The sequence below is a fragment of the Enterobacter asburiae genome, assembly GCF_024599655.1.
Classification (GTDB): Bacteria; Pseudomonadota; Gammaproteobacteria; order Enterobacterales; family Enterobacteriaceae; genus Enterobacter; species Enterobacter asburiae_D.
Map to the genome: position 1 here is coordinate 1,196,932 of NZ_CP102247.1, position 18,117 is coordinate 1,215,048.

General features: G+C 54.2%; 14 protein-coding genes and 2 rRNA genes. 8 read left to right on the plus strand and 8 right to left on the minus strand.

The window, feature by feature from the left end:
- The first annotated feature begins 145 nt into the window (after window positions 1-145).
- From NQ230_RS05820 to NQ230_RS05830, 3 genes are all read left to right on the plus strand, one after another.
- Window positions 146-3,051 (plus strand): 23S ribosomal RNA (locus NQ230_RS05820).
- A gap of 70 nt (window positions 3,052-3,121) precedes the next feature.
- A 5S ribosomal RNA gene (gene rrf / locus NQ230_RS05825) occupies window positions 3,122-3,237 on the plus strand.
- 239 nt (window positions 3,238-3,476) lie between these two features.
- On the plus strand, window positions 3,477-4,772 hold the full coding sequence (locus NQ230_RS05830) for an MFS transporter (protein WP_193939290.1): 1,296 nt from the start codon (window positions 3,477-3,479) through the stop codon (window positions 4,770-4,772).
- Here the strand turns inward: NQ230_RS05830 and NQ230_RS05835 are convergent.
- The 5 genes from NQ230_RS05835 to trxC all read right to left on the minus strand — a co-directional run bounded on the left by NQ230_RS05835 (window position 4,769) and on the right by trxC (window position 10,490).
- On the minus strand, window positions 4,769-5,092 hold the full coding sequence (locus NQ230_RS05835) for a YfiM family lipoprotein (RefSeq protein ID WP_090420245.1): 324 nt from the start codon (window positions 5,090-5,092) through the stop codon (window positions 4,769-4,771). The two genes, NQ230_RS05830 and NQ230_RS05835, sit on opposite strands and share 4 nt — an antisense overlap.
- 45 nt (window positions 5,093-5,137) lie before the next feature.
- On the minus strand, window positions 5,138-6,493 hold the full coding sequence (gene pssA / locus NQ230_RS05840) for a CDP-diacylglycerol--serine O-phosphatidyltransferase (protein WP_023333068.1): 1,356 nt from the start codon (window positions 6,491-6,493) through the stop codon (window positions 5,138-5,140).
- A gap of 110 nt (window positions 6,494-6,603) precedes the next feature.
- A complete protein-coding gene (locus NQ230_RS05850) occupies window positions 6,604-9,267 on the minus strand; it encodes a bifunctional acetate--CoA ligase family protein/GNAT family N-acetyltransferase (RefSeq protein WP_257260398.1) in 2,664 nt (887 codons plus the stop codon).
- Window positions 9,268-9,302: 35 nt separating this feature from the next.
- Window positions 9,303-10,001 carry a tRNA-uridine aminocarboxypropyltransferase gene (locus NQ230_RS05855; RefSeq protein WP_257260399.1) on the minus strand — a complete coding sequence of 233 codons (699 nt, stop codon included), beginning with the start codon at window positions 9,999-10,001 and terminating at the stop codon, window positions 9,303-9,305.
- Between the two features lie 69 nt (window positions 10,002-10,070).
- Window positions 10,071-10,490: a thioredoxin TrxC gene (trxC, locus tag NQ230_RS05860; protein WP_023308858.1), complete on the minus strand. Its 420-nt coding sequence runs from the start codon at window positions 10,488-10,490 to the stop codon at window positions 10,071-10,073.
- A gap of 204 nt (window positions 10,491-10,694) precedes the next feature.
- Between trxC and NQ230_RS05865 the strand changes: the two genes are divergently transcribed.
- Complete coding sequence (locus NQ230_RS05865; protein ID WP_257260401.1) at window positions 10,695-11,825, plus strand: tRNA/rRNA methyltransferase; 1,131 nt, start codon at window positions 10,695-10,697, stop codon at window positions 11,823-11,825.
- 40 nt (window positions 11,826-11,865) lie between these two features.
- Here NQ230_RS05865 and ung read toward each other — a convergent pair whose 3' ends face one another.
- The gene (ung, locus tag NQ230_RS05870; protein WP_023333064.1) at window positions 11,866-12,555 is read right to left on the minus strand and encodes a uracil-DNA glycosylase; all 690 of its coding nucleotides are present in this window, start codon (window positions 12,553-12,555) and stop codon (window positions 11,866-11,868) included.
- A 314-nt stretch (window positions 12,556-12,869) separates the two neighbouring features.
- Here ung and grcA point away from each other — a divergent pair, with 314 nt between their 5' ends.
- Window positions 12,870-13,253 carry an autonomous glycyl radical cofactor GrcA gene (gene grcA / locus NQ230_RS05875; RefSeq protein WP_008502190.1) on the plus strand — a complete coding sequence of 128 codons (384 nt, stop codon included), beginning with the start codon at window positions 12,870-12,872 and terminating at the stop codon, window positions 13,251-13,253.
- A gap of 48 nt (window positions 13,254-13,301) precedes the next feature.
- Here grcA and srmB read toward each other — a convergent pair whose 3' ends face one another.
- On the minus strand, window positions 13,302-14,630 hold the full coding sequence (gene srmB, locus NQ230_RS05880) for an ATP-dependent RNA helicase SrmB (RefSeq protein WP_023308854.1): 1,329 nt from the start codon (window positions 14,628-14,630) through the stop codon (window positions 13,302-13,304).
- A 132-nt stretch (window positions 14,631-14,762) separates the two neighbouring features.
- On the opposite strand from srmB, the gene trmN reads away from it, so the two are divergent.
- Window positions 14,763-15,500 carry a tRNA(1)(Val) (adenine(37)-N(6))-methyltransferase TrmN gene (gene trmN / locus NQ230_RS05885; protein ID WP_023344703.1) on the plus strand — a complete coding sequence of 246 codons (738 nt, stop codon included), beginning with the start codon at window positions 14,763-14,765 and terminating at the stop codon, window positions 15,498-15,500.
- Here trmN and nadB read toward each other — a convergent pair.
- Entirely contained in the window at window positions 15,485-17,104 is a 1,620-nt protein-coding gene (gene nadB, locus NQ230_RS05890) for an L-aspartate oxidase (RefSeq protein WP_121425086.1), read from the minus strand. The two genes, trmN and nadB, sit on opposite strands and share 16 nt — an antisense overlap.
- A gap of 363 nt (window positions 17,105-17,467) precedes the next feature.
- Between nadB and rseD the strand changes: the two genes are divergently transcribed.
- Together rseD and rpoE are read left to right on the plus strand one after the other, a co-directional pair.
- On the plus strand, window positions 17,468-17,530 hold the full coding sequence (gene rseD, locus NQ230_RS05895; protein ID WP_229255512.1) for a rpoE leader peptide RseD: 63 nt from the start codon (window positions 17,468-17,470) through the stop codon (window positions 17,528-17,530).
- Entirely contained in the window at window positions 17,527-18,102 is a 576-nt protein-coding gene (gene rpoE, locus NQ230_RS05900) for an RNA polymerase sigma factor RpoE (RefSeq protein WP_006176728.1), read from the plus strand. The genes rseD and rpoE overlap by 4 nt, the downstream gene beginning before the upstream one ends.
- Window positions 18,103-18,117: the final 15 nt, after the last annotated feature.

Below are 18,117 nucleotides of genomic sequence, written 5' to 3' on the forward strand. Positions count from 1 at the left end.
ATCTTCGGGTGACGTTTGAGATATTTGCTCTTTAAAAATCTGGATCAAGCTGAAAATTGAAACGACACATCTTTAATGGTGTGTTCGAGTCTCTCAAATTTTCGCAAGTCGGTGATGAATCGAAAGAAACATCTTCGGGTTGTGAGGTTAAGCGACTAAGCGTACACGGTGGATGCCCTGGCAGTCAGAGGCGATGAAGGACGTGCTAATCTGCGAAAAGCGCCGGCGAGGTGATATGAACCTTTGACCCGGCGATGTCCGAATGGGGAAACCCAGTGTGATTCGTCACACTATCGTTAACTGAATACATAGGTTAACGAGGCGAACCGGGGGAACTGAAACATCTAAGTACCCCGAGGAAAAGAAATCAACCGAGATTCCCCCAGTAGCGGCGAGCGAACGGGGAGCAGCCCAGAGTCTGAATCAGCTTGTGTGTTAGTGGAACGGTCTGGAAAGTCCGGCGATACAGGGTGACAGCCCCGTACACGAAAGCACACAGGTTGTGAACTCGAAGAGTAGGGCGGGACACGTGGTATCCTGTCTGAATATGGGGGGACCATCCTCCAAGGCTAAATACTCCTGACTGACCGATAGTGAACCAGTACCGTGAGGGAAAGGCGAAAAGAACCCCGGCGAGGGGAGTGAAAAAGAACCTGAAACCGTGTACGTACAAGCAGTGGGAGCACCTTCGTGGTGTGACTGCGTACCTTTTGTATAATGGGTCAGCGACTTATATTCTGTAGCAAGGTTAACCGTATAGGGGAGCCGAAGGGAAACCGAGTCTTAACTGGGCGTTAAGTTGCAGGGTATAGACCCGAAACCCGGTGATCTAGCCATGGGCAGGTTGAAGGTTGGGTAACACTAACTGGAGGACCGAACCGACTAATGTTGAAAAATTAGCGGATGACTTGTGGCTGGGGGTGAAAGGCCAATCAAACCGGGAGATAGCTGGTTCTCCCCGAAAGCTATTTAGGTAGCGCCTCGTGAACTCATCTTCGGGGGTAGAGCACTGTTTCGGCTAGGGGGCCATCCCGGCTTACCAACCCGATGCAAACTACGAATACCGAAGAATGTTATCACGGGAGACACACGGCGGGTGCTAACGTCCGTCGTGAAGAGGGAAACAACCCAGACCGCCAGCTAAGGTCCCAAAGTCATGGTTAAGTGGGAAACGATGTGGGAAGGCACAGACAGCCAGGATGTTGGCTTAGAAGCAGCCATCATTTAAAGAAAGCGTAATAGCTCACTGGTCGAGTCGGCCTGCGCGGAAGATGTAACGGGGCTAAACCATGCACCGAAGCTGCGGCAGCGACGCTTATGCGTTGTTGGGTAGGGGAGCGTTCTGTAAGCCGTTGAAGGTGTGCTGTGAGGCATGCTGGAGGTATCAGAAGTGCGAATGCTGACATAAGTAACGATAATGCGGGTGAAAAGCCCGCACGCCGGAAGACCAAGGGTTCCTGTCCAACGTTAATCGGGGCAGGGTGAGTCGACCCCTAAGGCGAGGCCGAAAGGCGTAGTCGATGGGAAACAGGTTAATATTCCTGTACTTGGTGTTACTGCGAAGGGGGGACGGAGAAGGCTATGTTAGCCGGGCGACGGTTGTCCCGGTTTAAGCATGTAGGCGGGAGTTTTAGGTAAATCCGGAACTCTTCTAACGCTGAGGTGTGATGACGAGGCACTACGGTGCTGAAGTAACAAATGCCCTGCTTCCAGGAAAAGCCTCTAAGCATCAGGTAACATCAAATCGTACCCCAAACCGACACAGGTGGTCAGGTAGAGAATACCAAGGCGCTTGAGAGAACTCGGGTGAAGGAACTAGGCAAAATGGTGCCGTAACTTCGGGAGAAGGCACGCTGATATGTAGGTGAAGCCCCTGCGGGTGGAGCTGAAATCAGTCGAAGATACCAGCTGGCTGCAACTGTTTATTAAAAACACAGCACTGTGCAAACACGAAAGTGGACGTATACGGTGTGACGCCTGCCCGGTGCCGGAAGGTTAATTGATGGGGTTAGCGGCAACGCGAAGCTCTTGATCGAAGCCCCGGTAAACGGCGGCCGTAACTATAACGGTCCTAAGGTAGCGAAATTCCTTGTCGGGTAAGTTCCGACCTGCACGAATGGCGTAATGATGGCCAGGCTGTCTCCACCCGAGACTCAGTGAAATTGAACTCGCTGTGAAGATGCAGTGTACCCGCGGCAAGACGGAAAGACCCCGTGAACCTTTACTATAGCTTGACACTGAACACTGGTCCTTGATGTGTAGGATAGGTGGGAGGCTTTGAAGCGTGGACGCCAGTCTGCGTGGAGCCGCCCTTGAAATACCACCCTTTAATGGCTGGTGTTCTAACGTAGACCCGTAATCCGGGTTGCGGACAGTGTCTGGTGGGTAGTTTGACTGGGGCGGTCTCCTCCCAAAGAGTAACGGAGGAGCACGAAGGTTAGCTAATCCTGGTCGGACATCAGGAGGTTAGTGCAATGGCATAAGCTAGCTTGACTGCGAGAGTGACGGCTCGAGCAGGTGCGAAAGCAGGTCATAGTGATCCGGTGGTTCTGAATGGAAGGGCCATCGCTCAACGGATAAAAGGTACTCCGGGGATAACAGGCTGATACCGCCCAAGAGTTCATATCGACGGCGGTGTTTGGCACCTCGATGTCGGCTCATCACATCCTGGGGCTGAAGTAGGTCCCAAGGGTATGGCTGTTCGCCATTTAAAGTGGTACGCGAGCTGGGTTTAGAACGTCGTGAGACAGTTCGGTCCCTATCTGCCGTGGGCGCTGGAGAATTGAGGGGGGCTGCTCCTAGTACGAGAGGACCGGAGTGGACGCATCACTGGTGTTCGGGTTGTCATGCCAATGGCATTGCCCGGTAGCTAAATGCGGAAAAGATAAGTGCTGAAAGCATCTAAGCACGAAACTTGCCCCGAGATGAGTTCTCCCTGACTCCTTGAGAGTCCTGAAGGAACGTTGAAGACTACGACGTTGATAGGTCGGGTGTGTAAGCGCAGCGATGCGTTGAGCTAACCGATACTAATGAACCGTGAGGCTTAACCTTACAACGCCGAAGCTGTTTCGGCGATGAGACGACGCATTCAACTCAGCTTGATACAGATTAACAGAATTTGCCTGGCGGCTTTAGCGCGGTGGTCCCACCTGACCCCATGCCGAACTCAGAAGTGAAACGCCGTAGCGCCGATGGTAGTGTGGGGTCTCCCCATGTGAGAGTAGGGAACTGCCAGGCATCAATTAGAAGAACCCCGTACCGAAAGGTGCGGGGTTTTTTGCTTTGTGCTTTCCCTCTCTGGCCTTTCTCTCTCTGGCCTTTCTCTCTCTGGCCTTTCTCTTAATCCCTTATCCTGCTAATGGAATGTGTGATCTCTGTCTCAATGTTATTTATAACAAAATTATAACATTTCATTCACGAGGTAATTGAGTCTCCTGGCTCAATACGCCGCTGTTTATGGCAGGAGCATAATCACAATGACAGAAAGTATTACATCAAACGGGACGCTGGCTAACAGTGATACCCGAAGAAGGGTATGGGCAATCGTCAGCGCCTCTTCAGGGAATCTGGTTGAATGGTTCGACTTTTACGTCTACTCATTCTGTTCACTCTACTTCGCACATATCTTCTTCCCCTCCGGCAACACCACGACACAACTGCTTCAAACGGCTGGGGTATTTGCCGCAGGATTCTTGATGCGACCCATCGGGGGCTGGCTGTTTGGCCGCATTGCGGATCGTCGCGGGCGTAAGGCTTCTATGCTGATCTCGGTGTGTATGATGTGCTTTGGCTCTCTGGTGATCGCCTGCTTACCCGGATACGAATCGATTGGTACCTGGGCACCGGCGCTACTTTTACTGGCCCGCTTATTCCAGGGATTATCGGTGGGCGGTGAATACGGTACCAGTGCGACCTACATGAGTGAGATTGCATTGGAAGGCCGCAAAGGTTTTTACGCCTCATTCCAGTACGTCACGCTGATTGGTGGTCAGCTGCTGGCCATTCTTGTGGTGGTGATCCTGCAGCAGATTCTGACGGACGCACAACTTCACGCCTGGGGTTGGCGAATCCCCTTCGCGATGGGCGCTGTACTGGCAGTTGTCGCACTTTGGCTACGCCGTCAGTTAGATGAAACCTCTCAGAAGGAAGTCAGAACGCTGAAGGAGGCGGGAACATTCAAAGGGTTATGGCGTAACCGCAAAGCTTTCCTTATGGTGCTGGGCTTTACTGCGGGCGGCTCCCTTAGTTTCTACACGTTTACCACCTATATGCAGAAGTACCTGGTGAACACCACCGGCATGCACGCAAACGTCGCCAGCGTAGTCATGACCGTGGCGCTGTTTGTCTTTATGCTCATACAACCCATTATCGGTGCACTCTCGGATAAAATCGGTCGACGCACGTCGATGCTGATTTTTGGCGGGCTGTCGGCGTTATGTACCGTACCTATTCTGTCTGCCCTTCAGCATGTGACTTCTCCGTATGCCGCGTTTGCGCTGGTGATGCTGGCGATGGTGATTGTCAGTTTCTATACCTCTATCAGCGGGATACTGAAAGCTGAAATGTTCCCGGCGCAGGTCCGCGCTTTAGGGGTAGGGCTCTCTTATGCGGTTGCTAATGCGCTATTTGGCGGATCGGCGGAGTACGTTGCGTTGTCGCTTAAATCATGGGGAAGTGAAACGACATTCTTCTGGTACGTAACGATAATGGGTGCACTGGCCTTTATTGTTTCCCTGATGCTGCATCGCAAAGGGAAAGGCATTCGACTTTAATAGCGCGCCATCTGCCACACGGCATAGCCGGTCGTTGCGCCGGCGACATCCCAGGCGAAATCTTTCCAGCTCCAGCCGCTCCCTGCGGGGCGGCTATCCCAAAGTTCTTTTGATGCTCCAAGACCGACTGAGAACATCAACCCTATCGCCGCGCTACGATCCCGGCTGTATCCCTGATGCTGCGCATATTCATTACCGGCTGCGGATAACATCGCAGAAGCGAGGAAATGCTGTGCTTTATCCTGTCCGGACCAGCTATCGTTGGCCATATGGCTACAGCCGCTCAGAAAGAAGACGCTCAGTAACAGAGGAATACGCATCAACGGGCCCTATAAAAAAGCCCTGCGGGTGGCAGGGCCAGGAGATTACAGAATACGGCTGATAAGTCGGTCGATACGGATACGACGTAAGCGGCGGATAAGCTTGCGGACTTTCACCGGATAATCGGCAATGCTCTGCAGTTCGCGGTAATGATTAACCACAGTGGTATGTGTGCGAATCAGCTCCAGCTCACGCTCACGTTTTGCGGCTAACTCATGCTGCGGGTCATGAATCAGGATAGCGTTTTCCAGATCCAGTCGCCACGCGCGTGGGTTCAGGTTGTTACCGGTCAGCAGCATCCACTCATCGTCGACCCACATTCCTTTCAGATGGTAAGTGTTGTCTTCGTCTTTCCAGAGACGCACAACCAGCTGGTCAGTGTTTACGTAATACTGTAAACGGCTCAGGAAACGGCGCAGGTTAATCTCATAGAGATAAGGCAGTGCACCGATGATTTTGAACGGCTGATCTTCAGGAATGAAGAAGTCGTTTGCGGTTTTATCACCAACGATGATTTCCACTTTTTTACCGTCGCGCAGCAGCTGAATGATATTACGCACCAGCACGGCAGGGAGGTTGAAGTACGGCGTACAGATGGTGAGTTTCTGCTCCGCGCACGGCATCAGATGGAAAATCGTTTTGTTCAGCAGGCTCGATTTGCCGAGCCCTACCAGCGGGGTAACGGATAACTCTTCGTTGTTCGCATCACCCTGGAAATGATAGACCGCATCACGCAGCTCCTGGCGGAAGGCGCGAACATCGTTTTTGATTTCCGGGCTTTTAGGACGTTCGGGATCGTCAAGGCGATTAACACCGCGTCCATGGACCAGGTTTTTATCAACCCAGTTGAACATGATATCGGCCATCTGCGGATTACGGATCAGATGGTAGCGGTCGTAGCGATATTTATCGAGCTGATGAAGGTAAACATCATTCAGACTTGCGCCGCTGTAAAGCACGCTGTCATCAATGATGAAGCCCTTGAAATGAAGTACGCCGAGCGCTTCACGGGTATTAACCGGGACGCCATAAACAGGCACATCAACGCCAGGATTTTCCTGCGCCGTGCGGCAATACCAGTCGGCATTGGTGTTTGACGCGGCAGCGCCAATACGGCCACGCTGAGCGCGATGCCAGTCGACCAGCACGCGAACATCGAGTTCCGGGCGCTGACGTTTGGCTTCATAGAGCGCGTTCAGGATCGCGCGCCCGCCTTCATCCTGTTCAAGATACAGCGCCACAATGCAAATGCGTCGCGTGGCGCTGGCAATCTTTTCCAGAAGCGTCTCCCGAAAATGAGCGGGAGCGTAAAAGAACTCTACATCATCAACTGACTGAGAAATCTTCGGTAGTTGAGCAAGGTGTTGTTGATGTTTATTACGCTTAAATTTTGACAACATCACAGTGCGTTTCTTCTCTGTTCATTGAAGGGTTGTCTGTACCATGCAAACAACATAAGCGGACAATGATACCACCAGTCCCGTCCAAAGTGGGTAACATTTCCAGTAGCTTACTCGCGTTTGTCTGCTGATGTCAGACCGAGGGACAAGGCCACAATACCTTCGTCCAGCTGAATATCAACGTCAAACCCAAGTTTTCGCGCCAGGGTCACCATACCGCGATTGTTAGGCATAGTAATGCCATTGAGGCGTAACAATCCGTGATCTCGCGTATAACTGATGAGTTTTTCCAGCAGCCGTCTTCCCAGACCCAGGCCTTTAAGATCGGATCGCACCAGCACCGCAAACTCCGCATCGACGTTATCCGGGTCAGAAATCGCACGCGTGACGCCGAGGATCTCATCCCCCTTATCGGAGCGACGAACGGCAACAAACGCCATTTCTCGATCGTAGTCGATCTGGGTCATATTGGCTAAATCATCGTGGGTAAATTCGTTGATTTCGCTAAAATAGCGATAATAAAGATCCTCTTTCGTGACCTGAGAGATAAAGGCCCGCAGCTGGGGCTCATCTTCCGGCAGAATAGGGCGGAACAAGGCCCGTTCCCCATTCTTCATCTCAACCCACTCCTCCAGCTGCAGGGGATACGGACGGATTGCCAGACGGCTCTCTCTGTCTCCTTCGAATGGCGCGATATCCAGGGTCACGTCCAGCGCCGTAAATTCATTGCCGGAGGCGAGCAGCGGATGAATGTCCAGCCGCTGGATCTCAGCACAATCCACAATCAGGTTAGACACCTGCACCAGGAACTGGCTTAACCCGGCAATATCAAGCGGACGCAGTGCGCTCCGGCCACGGATCTTTTTACTTTTAATCGCCTGGATGATCAGATAACGCGCCAGGTTCATGTTCAGCGGCGGTAAAGCGACCACGGCCTGCTCTTCCGGACGCCACTCAACGCCACCTTCCCCTAGCATGATGAGCGGGCCAAAGACGGGGTCGTGTTCGACCACAACCCGTAATTCCTGAGCCCCAGCGCGGTTGGCCATGCTTTGCACCAGCAATCCGTGGATCCTTGCCTGCGGCCAGGCCATTTTGACCCGGTCGAAAATGGCATCAGCTGCCTGCTGCACCTCAGTCGCCGTACGCAGGTATAACATAACTCCCTGAACATCAGACTTATGCGGGATGTCCGGGGAGCGCAGCTTCAGGGCCACCGGATAGCCAATTTGCTCGGCAATATGCACGGCCTCAGCGCTGTCGCTGGCGATCCAGGTCGGCAGGGTTTGCATGCCGTAGCTGCCCAGAATGGGCTGAACCTCATGCGTATCAAGCGACGTCGCGCCTTCTTCAATGGCCTGCTGCAACAGCCGGTGAACGTCGACGGTGTTCGCCGTCAGATTCCCGGGCAAAGCCGGGGTCTCACGCAGCTGTTTCTGGTTGCGGCGATATTCCACCATATGCATGAACGCGGTGATAGTGCCTTCCGGCGTGCGGTAGGTTGGCAGCCCGGCCTCGCTGAACAAGCGCCGCGCCTCCTGAGAGGAAAATTCACCGCACCAGTTGGTGAGCAGGGTGACATATTTGCCTCGTGGATGGTTGTGCACGGCGTCAATGAGCGCGCGCGCGCTTTCGCTGCCCGGTGCGACCGCGCTGGGGGAGTGGATAATCATCAGCGCATCAAAATCCTGACTATCCAGCAATATGGAAATCGCCCTGATATAGCGGTCGCTGCTGGCGTCATCGCGCAAATCAAGCGGATTGCCGGGCGTCACGCTGGTCGGAAGCGCTTCTTTCAGGCGCTGCAGCGTCTCTTCACTCAGCGTTGCCAGCTTGCCGAAGCGCCGCCAAAGCTCATCCAGCGCGAGCGCGGCAGGGGCTGCACCGTTACTGACAATCATTAATTTCTCACCGCGCAACGGGCGCATATGGCTTAACGTCTCAACGGCGGAAAAAAGCTCGTGCGTATCCTGCACCCGCAGCAACCCCGCGCGCTGGATGGCGGCGTCCCATGCGGGATCCATGCCGGAATGCGAATGCAGCAAACGCTGTGCCGCAGGGCTTCGTCCGCTTTTGATCACCAGGATCGGCTTGTTGCGCGAAGCGCTTCGAGAAGCCGAGACAAAACGACGCGCGTCGCTGAGGTGCTCAAGATAAAGCAGGATCGCACTGGTTTTGCCGTCGCGCGCCAGAAAATCCAGCAGTTCATCAACATCGATATCCAGGCTGTCGCCCAGGGCAATGAAGTAGGAGAATCCCATTTCACGCTGCTGCGCCCAGTCCAGGATGGTGTTCGATACCGCAGCTGACTGCGAGATAAACGCGAGTTTGCCTTTGCGGATTGGAACCGGGGAGAAACTGGCATTCAGCCCCTGCCAGGGGGCGAGCAGGCCCAGACTGTTTGGCCCAAGAATGCGCATTTGATAGCGGCTGGCGCAGGCCAGAAGCTCGGCTTTCTGTTCAGGGGGAGACGAGAGAATAATGCAGGTTTTACACCCCTTCTTGCCGAGTGATTCCAGCAGTTCCAGGTTACGCTTCGCGTTTGTACAGAGTACGGCAAGATCCGGCACGAAAGGCAGGCTTTGTACGTCAGGCCATGCAAGCACCCCCTGAACGGCTTTATAAGCCGGCGTGACGGGCATGACGGGGCCATTAAAACCCCCGGCCAGCAGGTTGCGCATCATCAGATAGCCAGCACGATCCGGTTTCATTGATGCGCCGATGACGGCAATGGATTTAGGACGAAGTAGCGCTTCTAACCCTCGCTGGCTCATGCAGGCCTCCTGTGAATGCAAGCGACCTGATGATTTTAAACGCTTTCTGGCTCGAGTGCTGTGACGCTGCCCTTATGAACGGTTTTTCCCGCCAGATAGCGCTCCCGGAAGCATGAGAAATGGTCGCCAAGAGCCCCTGCAGCAGCGGTATCTCCCGCTAAATCCAGAAGCGCAATGGCCACTTCGGCGGTGCAGTACTGCCCGTCAGCATGCGCTTCACGCAGGCGGTAGGCGGAGACGCGGGAAAGATCGACAGAAATCACCGGCAGCGCGTCGAGATAGGGGCTTTTGCGAAACATTTTCCGCGCTTCGGTCCAGGTACCGTCCAGCATAATAAACAGCGGTGGTTTACCGGATGGCGGCACGGAAAGCACCTGGCGATCCACGCCTGCATATAACGCGGGGAAAACGACCATCGGCTGATAGTCCTTGCTTGCCACTAAATCGAGCAGGGCCTGAGGTGGCTCCGTACGGGACCACTGAAACGCGGCCGTATCCGGCAGAATATCGGCGATAAGACGCCCCGTATTGCTGGGTTTCATCGGCTCGGTATCGAACATGACCAGACAAAAACGGCTCTCCGCCGTACTCGGAGCCAGCGTCTCGCACAGGCAAACCTTCAGCGGCAGCAGGCAGCGCTGACAGCGGCGAATACGGTTGCCTCGGGCGAGGAACGGTCGGGTGGCGCGCGCAAGGCGTTCGGCGCGTAATTTTAGGACAGCGTTATCAGTCATGGGCGAAATGCAGGAAAAACACTATTTTCGCAGAGGCGGGAGCGGGGCACAAGGTGTGCCCCGTGAATGTTACAGCGACTCGTTTAACCAGCTTTCAAAAGGCGCTTTTGGAACCGCACCGTTGAGCATATCGATCACTTCGCCATTTTTGAAAATCATAATGGTCGGGATGCTGCGAATACGAAAACGCGCGCTCAGTTCGGGTTCGGCTTCGGTATTGACCTTAACGAACCGCATTTTTCCGCTGCGCTCTTCGGCCACATCTTCGAAGATCGGCGCGAAGCTACGGCATGGGCCGCACCATGGCGCCCAGAAATCGATCACAACAGGAAGATCGTCCTTGAGGAGTTTGTCCAGCGTAGCACCCGTCGCGTTAATGACATCGCCATCAAATAATTCATGGCCACAACGTCCGCATTTCGCACCATCTTCCATCCGATCGTCCGGAATGCGATTAAGAGCCTGACAGTTGGCACATACGGTATTCATAACTAACCTCTGATAGAGCCGTGGGACAGCGGCAGAACGCCGATAATGTTTCTAATATGTTACATATTATCAATGAGCCTGTTTGAAACAACAATGCGTTTTATTCAATGAGAACAATAGTCACAGGCTTTTGTACGAAATTATGGCTATGCGCTGGCACATCGGGTAATCTGCGCGCTTCGCGCAGCGCTGGTGGAGAAAAGCATGAACGACGAAATGAAAAACAAAAGCGGCAAGGTCAAAGTGATGTATGTCCGCAGTGATGATGACTCTGATAAACGCACCCAAAATCCGCGTACCGGAAAAGGTGGCGGGCGTCCGGCGTCTTCTCGTGCAGACGGTGGCCGTCGCCCCGCCCGCGATGACAAAAATACCCGCGGTGATGACCGCAAACGTGACGATCGCAAACGCGATGACCGTCCGCGTTCCGACCGCCCACGCAGTGACCGTCCACGCGACGATCGTCCGCGTGATGACTTCTCACGCGATAACGCCTCCCCGTGGCGCACCGTTTCTCGTGCCCCTGGCGATGAGACGCCGGAAAAAGCCGATCACGGCGGTATCAGCGGTAAAAGCTTTATCGACCCGGAAGTGCTGCGCCGTCAGCGCGCAGAAGAGACCCGCGTGTATGGCGAGAACGCCTGCCAGGCGCTGTTCCAGAGCCGTCCTGAGTGTATCGTCCGTGCCTGGTTTATCCAGAGCGTGACTCCGCGCTTTAAAGAAGCGCTGCGCTGGATGGCCGCGAACCGTAAAGCCTACCACGTCGTGGATGATGCCGAGCTGACCAAAGCGTCCGGTACTGAACACCACGGCGGCGTCTGCTTCCTGATCAAAAAACGTAATGGCACGACCGTGCAGCATTGGGTCAGCCAGGCGGATGCCGATGACTGCGTGCTGGCGCTGGAAGACGTGGGCAACCCGCACAACCTGGGCGCAATGATGCGCAGCTGCGCGCACTTTGGCGTGAAAGGCGTGCTGCTGCAGGATGCCGCGCTGCTGGAATCCGGTGCCGCGATCCGTACTGCGGAAGGCGGAGCTGAGCACGTACAGCCGATCACCGGCGACAGCGTTCTGGATGCCCTTGAGCAGTTCCGTAAAGCGGGCTATTCCATCGTGACTACCTCGAGCCATGCCGGTACGCCGCTGTTTAAAGCGACGCTGCCGCGTAAAATGGTGCTGGTATTAGGTCAGGAACGCGATGGTCTGTCTGACGCGGCGCTCTCCAGTGCGGATCTGAGCGTCTCTATCGACGGGACAGGTAATGTGGAAAGTCTGAACGTATCCGTTGCGACCGGCGTACTGCTGGCCGAGTGGTGGCGTCAGAACAAGGCATAAGCCTCTTAATGTGCCGGGCCTGACCCGGCACATTCAAATCCTACTCGCTCTCTGCCGGTAATACAGGCATCCAGTCAATTGGCGTTTCGCCACGTTTTTCCAGCCATTCATTTGCCAGAACAAAATGATTACTGCCAAAGAAACCGCGATGTGCAGACAGCGGTGACGGATGCGGTGCTTTCAACACGTGATGACGCTGACGATCGATAATCGCCCCTTTCTTCTGCGCGTGAGAACCCCAGAGTAAAAACACCACCCCTTCACGATGCTCGTTGATAAGGCTGATGACTTTATCGGTAAAGGTTTCCCACCCAAGGCTGGCGTGCGAGTGCGCCTGGCCCGCCCGTACGGTAAGCACCGTATTCAGTAACAGCACGCCCTGGCGCGCCCAGCTTTCCAGGTAGCCGTGGTTTGGCCGGGTAAAACCGGGCACGGTTCCCTCAAGCTCTTTATACATGTTGAGCAGAGAAGGGGGGATAGCCACGCCCGGACGGACGGAAAACGCCAGCCCATGCGCCTGCCCAGGGCCGTGATAGGGATCCTGGCCAAGAATGACCACTTTCACATCGCTCAGTTCTGTGTAGCGAAAGGCGTTGAACACATCTTTCTGCGGCGGGTAAATCGTCTGTCCGGACTGACGCTCGGCGGCAACGGTGCTGAGCGTATTGATAAAATAAGGCTGCTGCTTTTCTTCTGCCAGCACGTCATGCCAGGTTAAAGGTGTTGTCATCTCGCTCTCCTGCGAATCTCAATCTGTGACTAGCTTACCTGTTTAACCCCGGTGAGCAAAATTACACGCTGAAAAGTGCGCTAAGTGGCTAAATTTATTTTGAAAAGATGCAGGGCAAGTTGAATTGGTAAGATTGCGAAATTGATCTAAAACAATAAATTCAAACCACACTCTTTATGTGGTTGGTGTTTTTGTTGATTTAAATCAATAAATCACCGGGGTGTGAATGATATATATACACACAAGAAACAATGGTTTTACCAATTGGCCGCGAGAGGCCGACATCAGTTAATGTAGCCTAAGGGAGGCAACACATGATTACAGGTATCCAGATTACTAAAGCTGCAAATGACGATCTGCTCAACTCTTTCTGGCTGCTGGACAGCGAGAAAAACGAAGCGCGCTGTGTCGTTGCGAAAGCGGGTTTTGCTGAAGATGAAATCGTGCCGGTGAGCAAACTGGGCGAAATCGAGTACCGTGAAATTCCAATGGAAGTGAAACCGGAAGTGCGCGTGGAAGGTGGTCAGCACCTGAACGTAAACGTACTGCGCCGCGAAACGCTGATGGACGCGGTTGAGCACCCTGAAAAATACCCGCAGCTGACTATCCGCGTGTCCGGCTATGCGGTTCGCTTTAACTCACTGACTCCAGAACAGCAGCGCGACGTTATCGCCCGTACCTTTACTGAAAGCCTGTAACGGCTTCAGCAGGGGGAATAAAAAAGCCGGGGAAATCCCCGGCTTTTTTTACTCTTCAGTTTTCGTCTCTGGTGCGGCAGAGCTTGGCTTACGGCGCTTACCAATATTTTTGGTATCGCGGTGGCGCTGCTTCACGCGCGGTTTCTCTTTTTCTTTCTCTTTTCTCTCAGCACGTTTCGCGAGCGCTTTCTTGGACGGTTTACCCGTCATCTTTTCACTCGGCGCGCGCGTGGTCGGGCGGAGTTCGTCAATAACGCGCGCTTTCAGCGGCTCATCAACATAGCGACCAATCTTCTGCAGCAGCAGGTAGTCATGCGCTTCGACCAGTGAAATCGCAATCCCTTTGCGGCCCGCGCGGCCGGTACGGCCAATACGGTGCAGGTAGGTATCTCCGCTGCGCGGCATATCGAAGTTAATGACGTGGCTGACGTCCGGGATGTCGATCCCACGAGCGGCAACGTCAGTCGCAACCAGCACGTTAACGCGACCGTCGGTCAGGCGCTTGATGCCTTCGGTACGCTTGATCTGCGCCATCTCGCCTTCAAGATAGCAGTTGTTGATCCCGGCGTTACGCAGCATTTCAGCCAGCTCGTGCACGCGCTCGCGCTTACGCACAAACACGATTGTGCGCAGAGCATCTTCCTGCTTCAGCAGGTGTTTCAGCAATTCGACCTTGTGCTCGAGGTTGTCCGCGCGGTAGTACCACTGGTGGATCTTCTTACGCTCACGGGTGGACGGCGTCGCTGAGACTTCCACCGGATCTTCCAGCAGACGCTCTGCGAAGTCTTTGATCGCTTCCCCTTCGAGGGTGGCAGAGAACAGCATCGTCTGGTTACGCCAGCGCGTTTCCCCGGCAATGTGCTCGATATCCTGTGCGAAGCCCATGTCCAGCATGCGGTCGGCTTCGTCGAGGATCAGCGTTTCAACCGCGCGGCAGTCGAAGTTCTCTTCTTTAATGTACTGCAGCAGGCGTCCCGTCGTCGCAACGACGATGTCCTGGTTTTCGCTGAACACTTCGGCGTGGTTCATATACGCAACGCCGCCGGTGATGGTGGCGATATCCAGATGAGTATTTGCCGCGAGTTCACGCGCGTGATCGGCAACCTGCATTGCCAGTTCGCGCGTAGGCGTCAGGATTAAAATACGCGGCGGGCCAGATTTTTTACGTGGAAAATCGAGCAGATGCTGCAACACAGGCAGCAAATAGGCTGCTGTCTTCCCCGTGCCGGTTGGCGCAGAACCGAGCACATCGCGGCCCTCAAGCGCAGGCGGAATGGCCGCGGCCTGAATGGCGGTCGGGCGTGTAAAGCCTTTGCTCTCAAGTGCATTGAGCAGGCTTTCATCGAGTTCAAGTTCGGAAAAAGTCGTTACAGTCATGTTCTACCTCTGTGTGGGGCGCTGATTATAGACGTTACGGCTGTAATCTTCATCTGTTTGTATGGATATCGCTTTTCGGCCACTTCGCTTTCCCCTATGCTACTCCAGTTTCACTTAGAAGGTTGCCCTGACATGTCTCAACTCAAAGCGCAGCTGCGCCGCGATGGTTTTACGTTCAAACAATTTTTTGTCGCCCACGATCGCTGTGCCATGAAAGTCGGTACAGACGGTATTTTACTGGGAGCGTGGGCGCCTGTCGCAGGTGTTAAGCGTATTCTTGATATCGGTACCGGCAGCGGGCTGGTAGCGTTGATGCTGGCGCAGCGTACGGAAGAACATGTCACCATTGATGCCGTCGAACTGGATGCGCAGGCCGCAGAGCAGGCGAGTGACAATATGGCCGAATCTCCCTGGGCAGCCCGAATGAAGGTGGAATGCGCAGATGTGCTCGCCTGGGCGCCTGAACAAACCGCGCGTTATGATCTGATCGTCAGCAACCCTCCTTACTACGAGCCCGGCGTTGAGTGCGGGACACCCGAGCGTGAACAGGCGCGTTATACCGGCTCCCTCGATCATAAAGCGCTGCTCACCAGTGCGGCAGAACTCATCTCCGAAGAAGGTTTTTTCTGTGTGGTCCTGCCTGAGAGTACCGGCAACACGTTCATCGGTATCGCGCAGGAGATCGGCTGGACGTTACGTCTGCGTACCGACATTTCGGATACGGAAGGACGGCTGCCGCACCGCGTGCTGCTGGCGCTCTCGCCAAAAGAGGGTGAATGCTTTAATGACCGAATGGTGATTCGTGGGCCAGACCAGCGTTATTCCGAAGATTACACTGCTCTGACCCAGGCGTTTTATCTGTTTATGTAAACCTGCGGGGCGAGTATCGACGGGCCGGACTCTGCAAGCTGATCCGGGTAGTCGAGGGTATAGTGCAGCCCGCGGCTCTCTTTACGCATCATCGCGCAGCGAACAATCAGCTCGGCAACCTGCACCAGATTGCGCAGCTCCAGCAGGTTATTGGATACGCGGAAATTGGCATAGTACTCATCAATTTCCTGCTGCAGCATGGTGATGCGGCGCAAGGCGCGTTCCAGACGTTTCGTGGTGCGCACAATCCCCACGTAGTCCCACATAAATAGCCTTAGCTCATGCCAGTTGTGCTGGATCACGACCAGCTCGTCCGGGTTATCCACCCGGCTTTCATCCCAGGCTGGCAGGTGCTCTGTCTCGCGGGCATAAGGCATGCGCTTGGTGATGTCTTCCGCTGCTGACCAGCCGTACACCAGACATTCAAGCAGCGAGTTAGAGGCCATACGGTTCGCGCCGTGAAGTCCGGTATAGCTCACCTCACCGATAGCATACAGACCGTCCACATCGGTACGTCCATGATCGTCAACCATCACGCCACCGCAGGTATAGTGGGCCGCTGGCACAATGGGTACCGGATCGCGCGTTAAATCAATGCCAAGATTGAGCAGCTTTTCGTAAATCATCGGGAAATGCTGGCGAATGAACTCTGCTGGCTTATGGCTGATATCAAGATACATGCAGTCCACGCCAAGACGTTTCATTTCATGATCGATGGCGCGGGCAACGATATCGCGCGGGGCCAGTTCGCCCCGTGCGTCAAAGTCGGGCATAAAGCGGGAGCCGTCAGGGCGTTTCAGATAAGCGCCTTCACCGCGCAGGGCTTCCGTCAGGAGGAAGTTGCGCGCCTGAGGGTGGAACAGGGCGGTTGGGTGAAACTGATTAAACTCGAGGTTCGCCACCCGGCAGCCAGCGCGCCAGGCCATCGCGATACCGTCTCCGGAGGCAATGTCCGGGTTCGTGGTGTACTGATACACCTTGGAGGCGCCGCCCGTCGCCAGCACCACAGCCTTCGCCTGGCAGGTTTCCACCTTCTCTTTATTACGGTTCCAGACCCAGGCGCCCACCACGCGACGCGTGCCGGGCAGGCCAATCTTGTCGGAAATGATCAGGTCAACGGCATTACTTCGCTCGAGAACGCGAATATTAGGATGGCTCAGCGCTTTACTGACAAGCGTAGTTTCCACTTCTTTTCCGGTGGCATCCGCTGCGTGCAGGATGCGGCGGTGGCTATGGCCGCCTTCGCGTGTCAGGTGGTAACTCTCTTCACCGTTGGGTTGAACCTGTGTATCGAATAAAACGCCCTGGTCGATGAGCCACTGAACGCAGTGGCGGGCGTTGCTGGCGACAAACTCTGCGGCGTGCGCATCCACGATCCCGGCCCCGGCAATCAGCGTATCGTCGACGTGGGATGCAATGCTGTCTGTTTCATCAAACACGGCGGCAATGCCGCCCTGGGCATAAAACGTGGAACCTTCACTTATCGGTCCTTTACTCAGAACAATAACGTTTTGATGCTCGGCCAGGCGCAGCGCCAGAGAGAGACCGGCAGCGCCGCTGCCGATGATCAGTACATCACAATGAAGTTCAGGTGTTGTGTTCATGATTGTTGTTTAATTTACTAAACAGTGTTTGGTCAGAATAGCACTCGAATGCGATTTATCGCACGTTTTTTTTAGAGACTGTTGCAATGGCTAAACGCGTAAGCGGAGGTAAACGGAGGGTAAATGAGTGAAATTATTTTGCGAAGCAGATCGTTAGCGTCAGATTTTGTGGTGAAATAAAGCCTGTGTTGCGTTACTCTTCTGGCGGGAAAAAGATGTTTCTTGTCAGAAAGTGGTGCGTATCGTGAACAGACTTATAATGAGAGAAAATGAACGGTCTGCGGCGCGATGAACAAAAACAAAGGCGTTACGGAACTTATTGAAGATCAGACACTCTAATTCGGTGCTTGCTCAAAGTGCGGTATTTTAGAGTGGCGTTTCGATAACGCGTGGAATTTAGGTTTGGGGAGACATTACCTCGGATGAGCGAGCAGTTAACGGACCAGGTCCTGGTTGAACGGGTCCAGAAGGGAGATCAGAAAGCCTTTAACTTACTGGTGGTGCGCTACCAGCATAAGGTGGCGAGCCTGGTTTCCCGCTATGTACCGTCAGGCGATGTGCCTGATGTGGTGCAAGAGTCTTTTATTAAGGCCTATCGCGCGCTGGATTCTTTCCGGGGAGATAGTGCTTTTTATACCTGGCTGTACCGTATTGCGGTCAATACGGCAAAGAATTATCTGGTCGCTCAGGGCCGTCGTCCGCCTTCAAGTGATGTGGACGCAATCGACGCCGAAAACTTCGAAAGTGGCGGCGCATTGAAAGAAATTTCGAACCCTGAGAACTTAATGTTGTCAGAAGAACTGAGACAAATCGTTTTTCGCACGATCGAGTCGCTCCCGGAAGATTTACGCATGGCAATTACGTTACGGGAGCTGGATGGTCTGAGCTATGAAGAGATAGCCGCTATCATGGATTGTCCGGTCGGCACGGTACGTTCACGAATTTTCCGTGCGCGAGAAGCTATTGATAATAAAGTTCAACCGCTTATCAGGCGTTGACGATAGCGGGATACT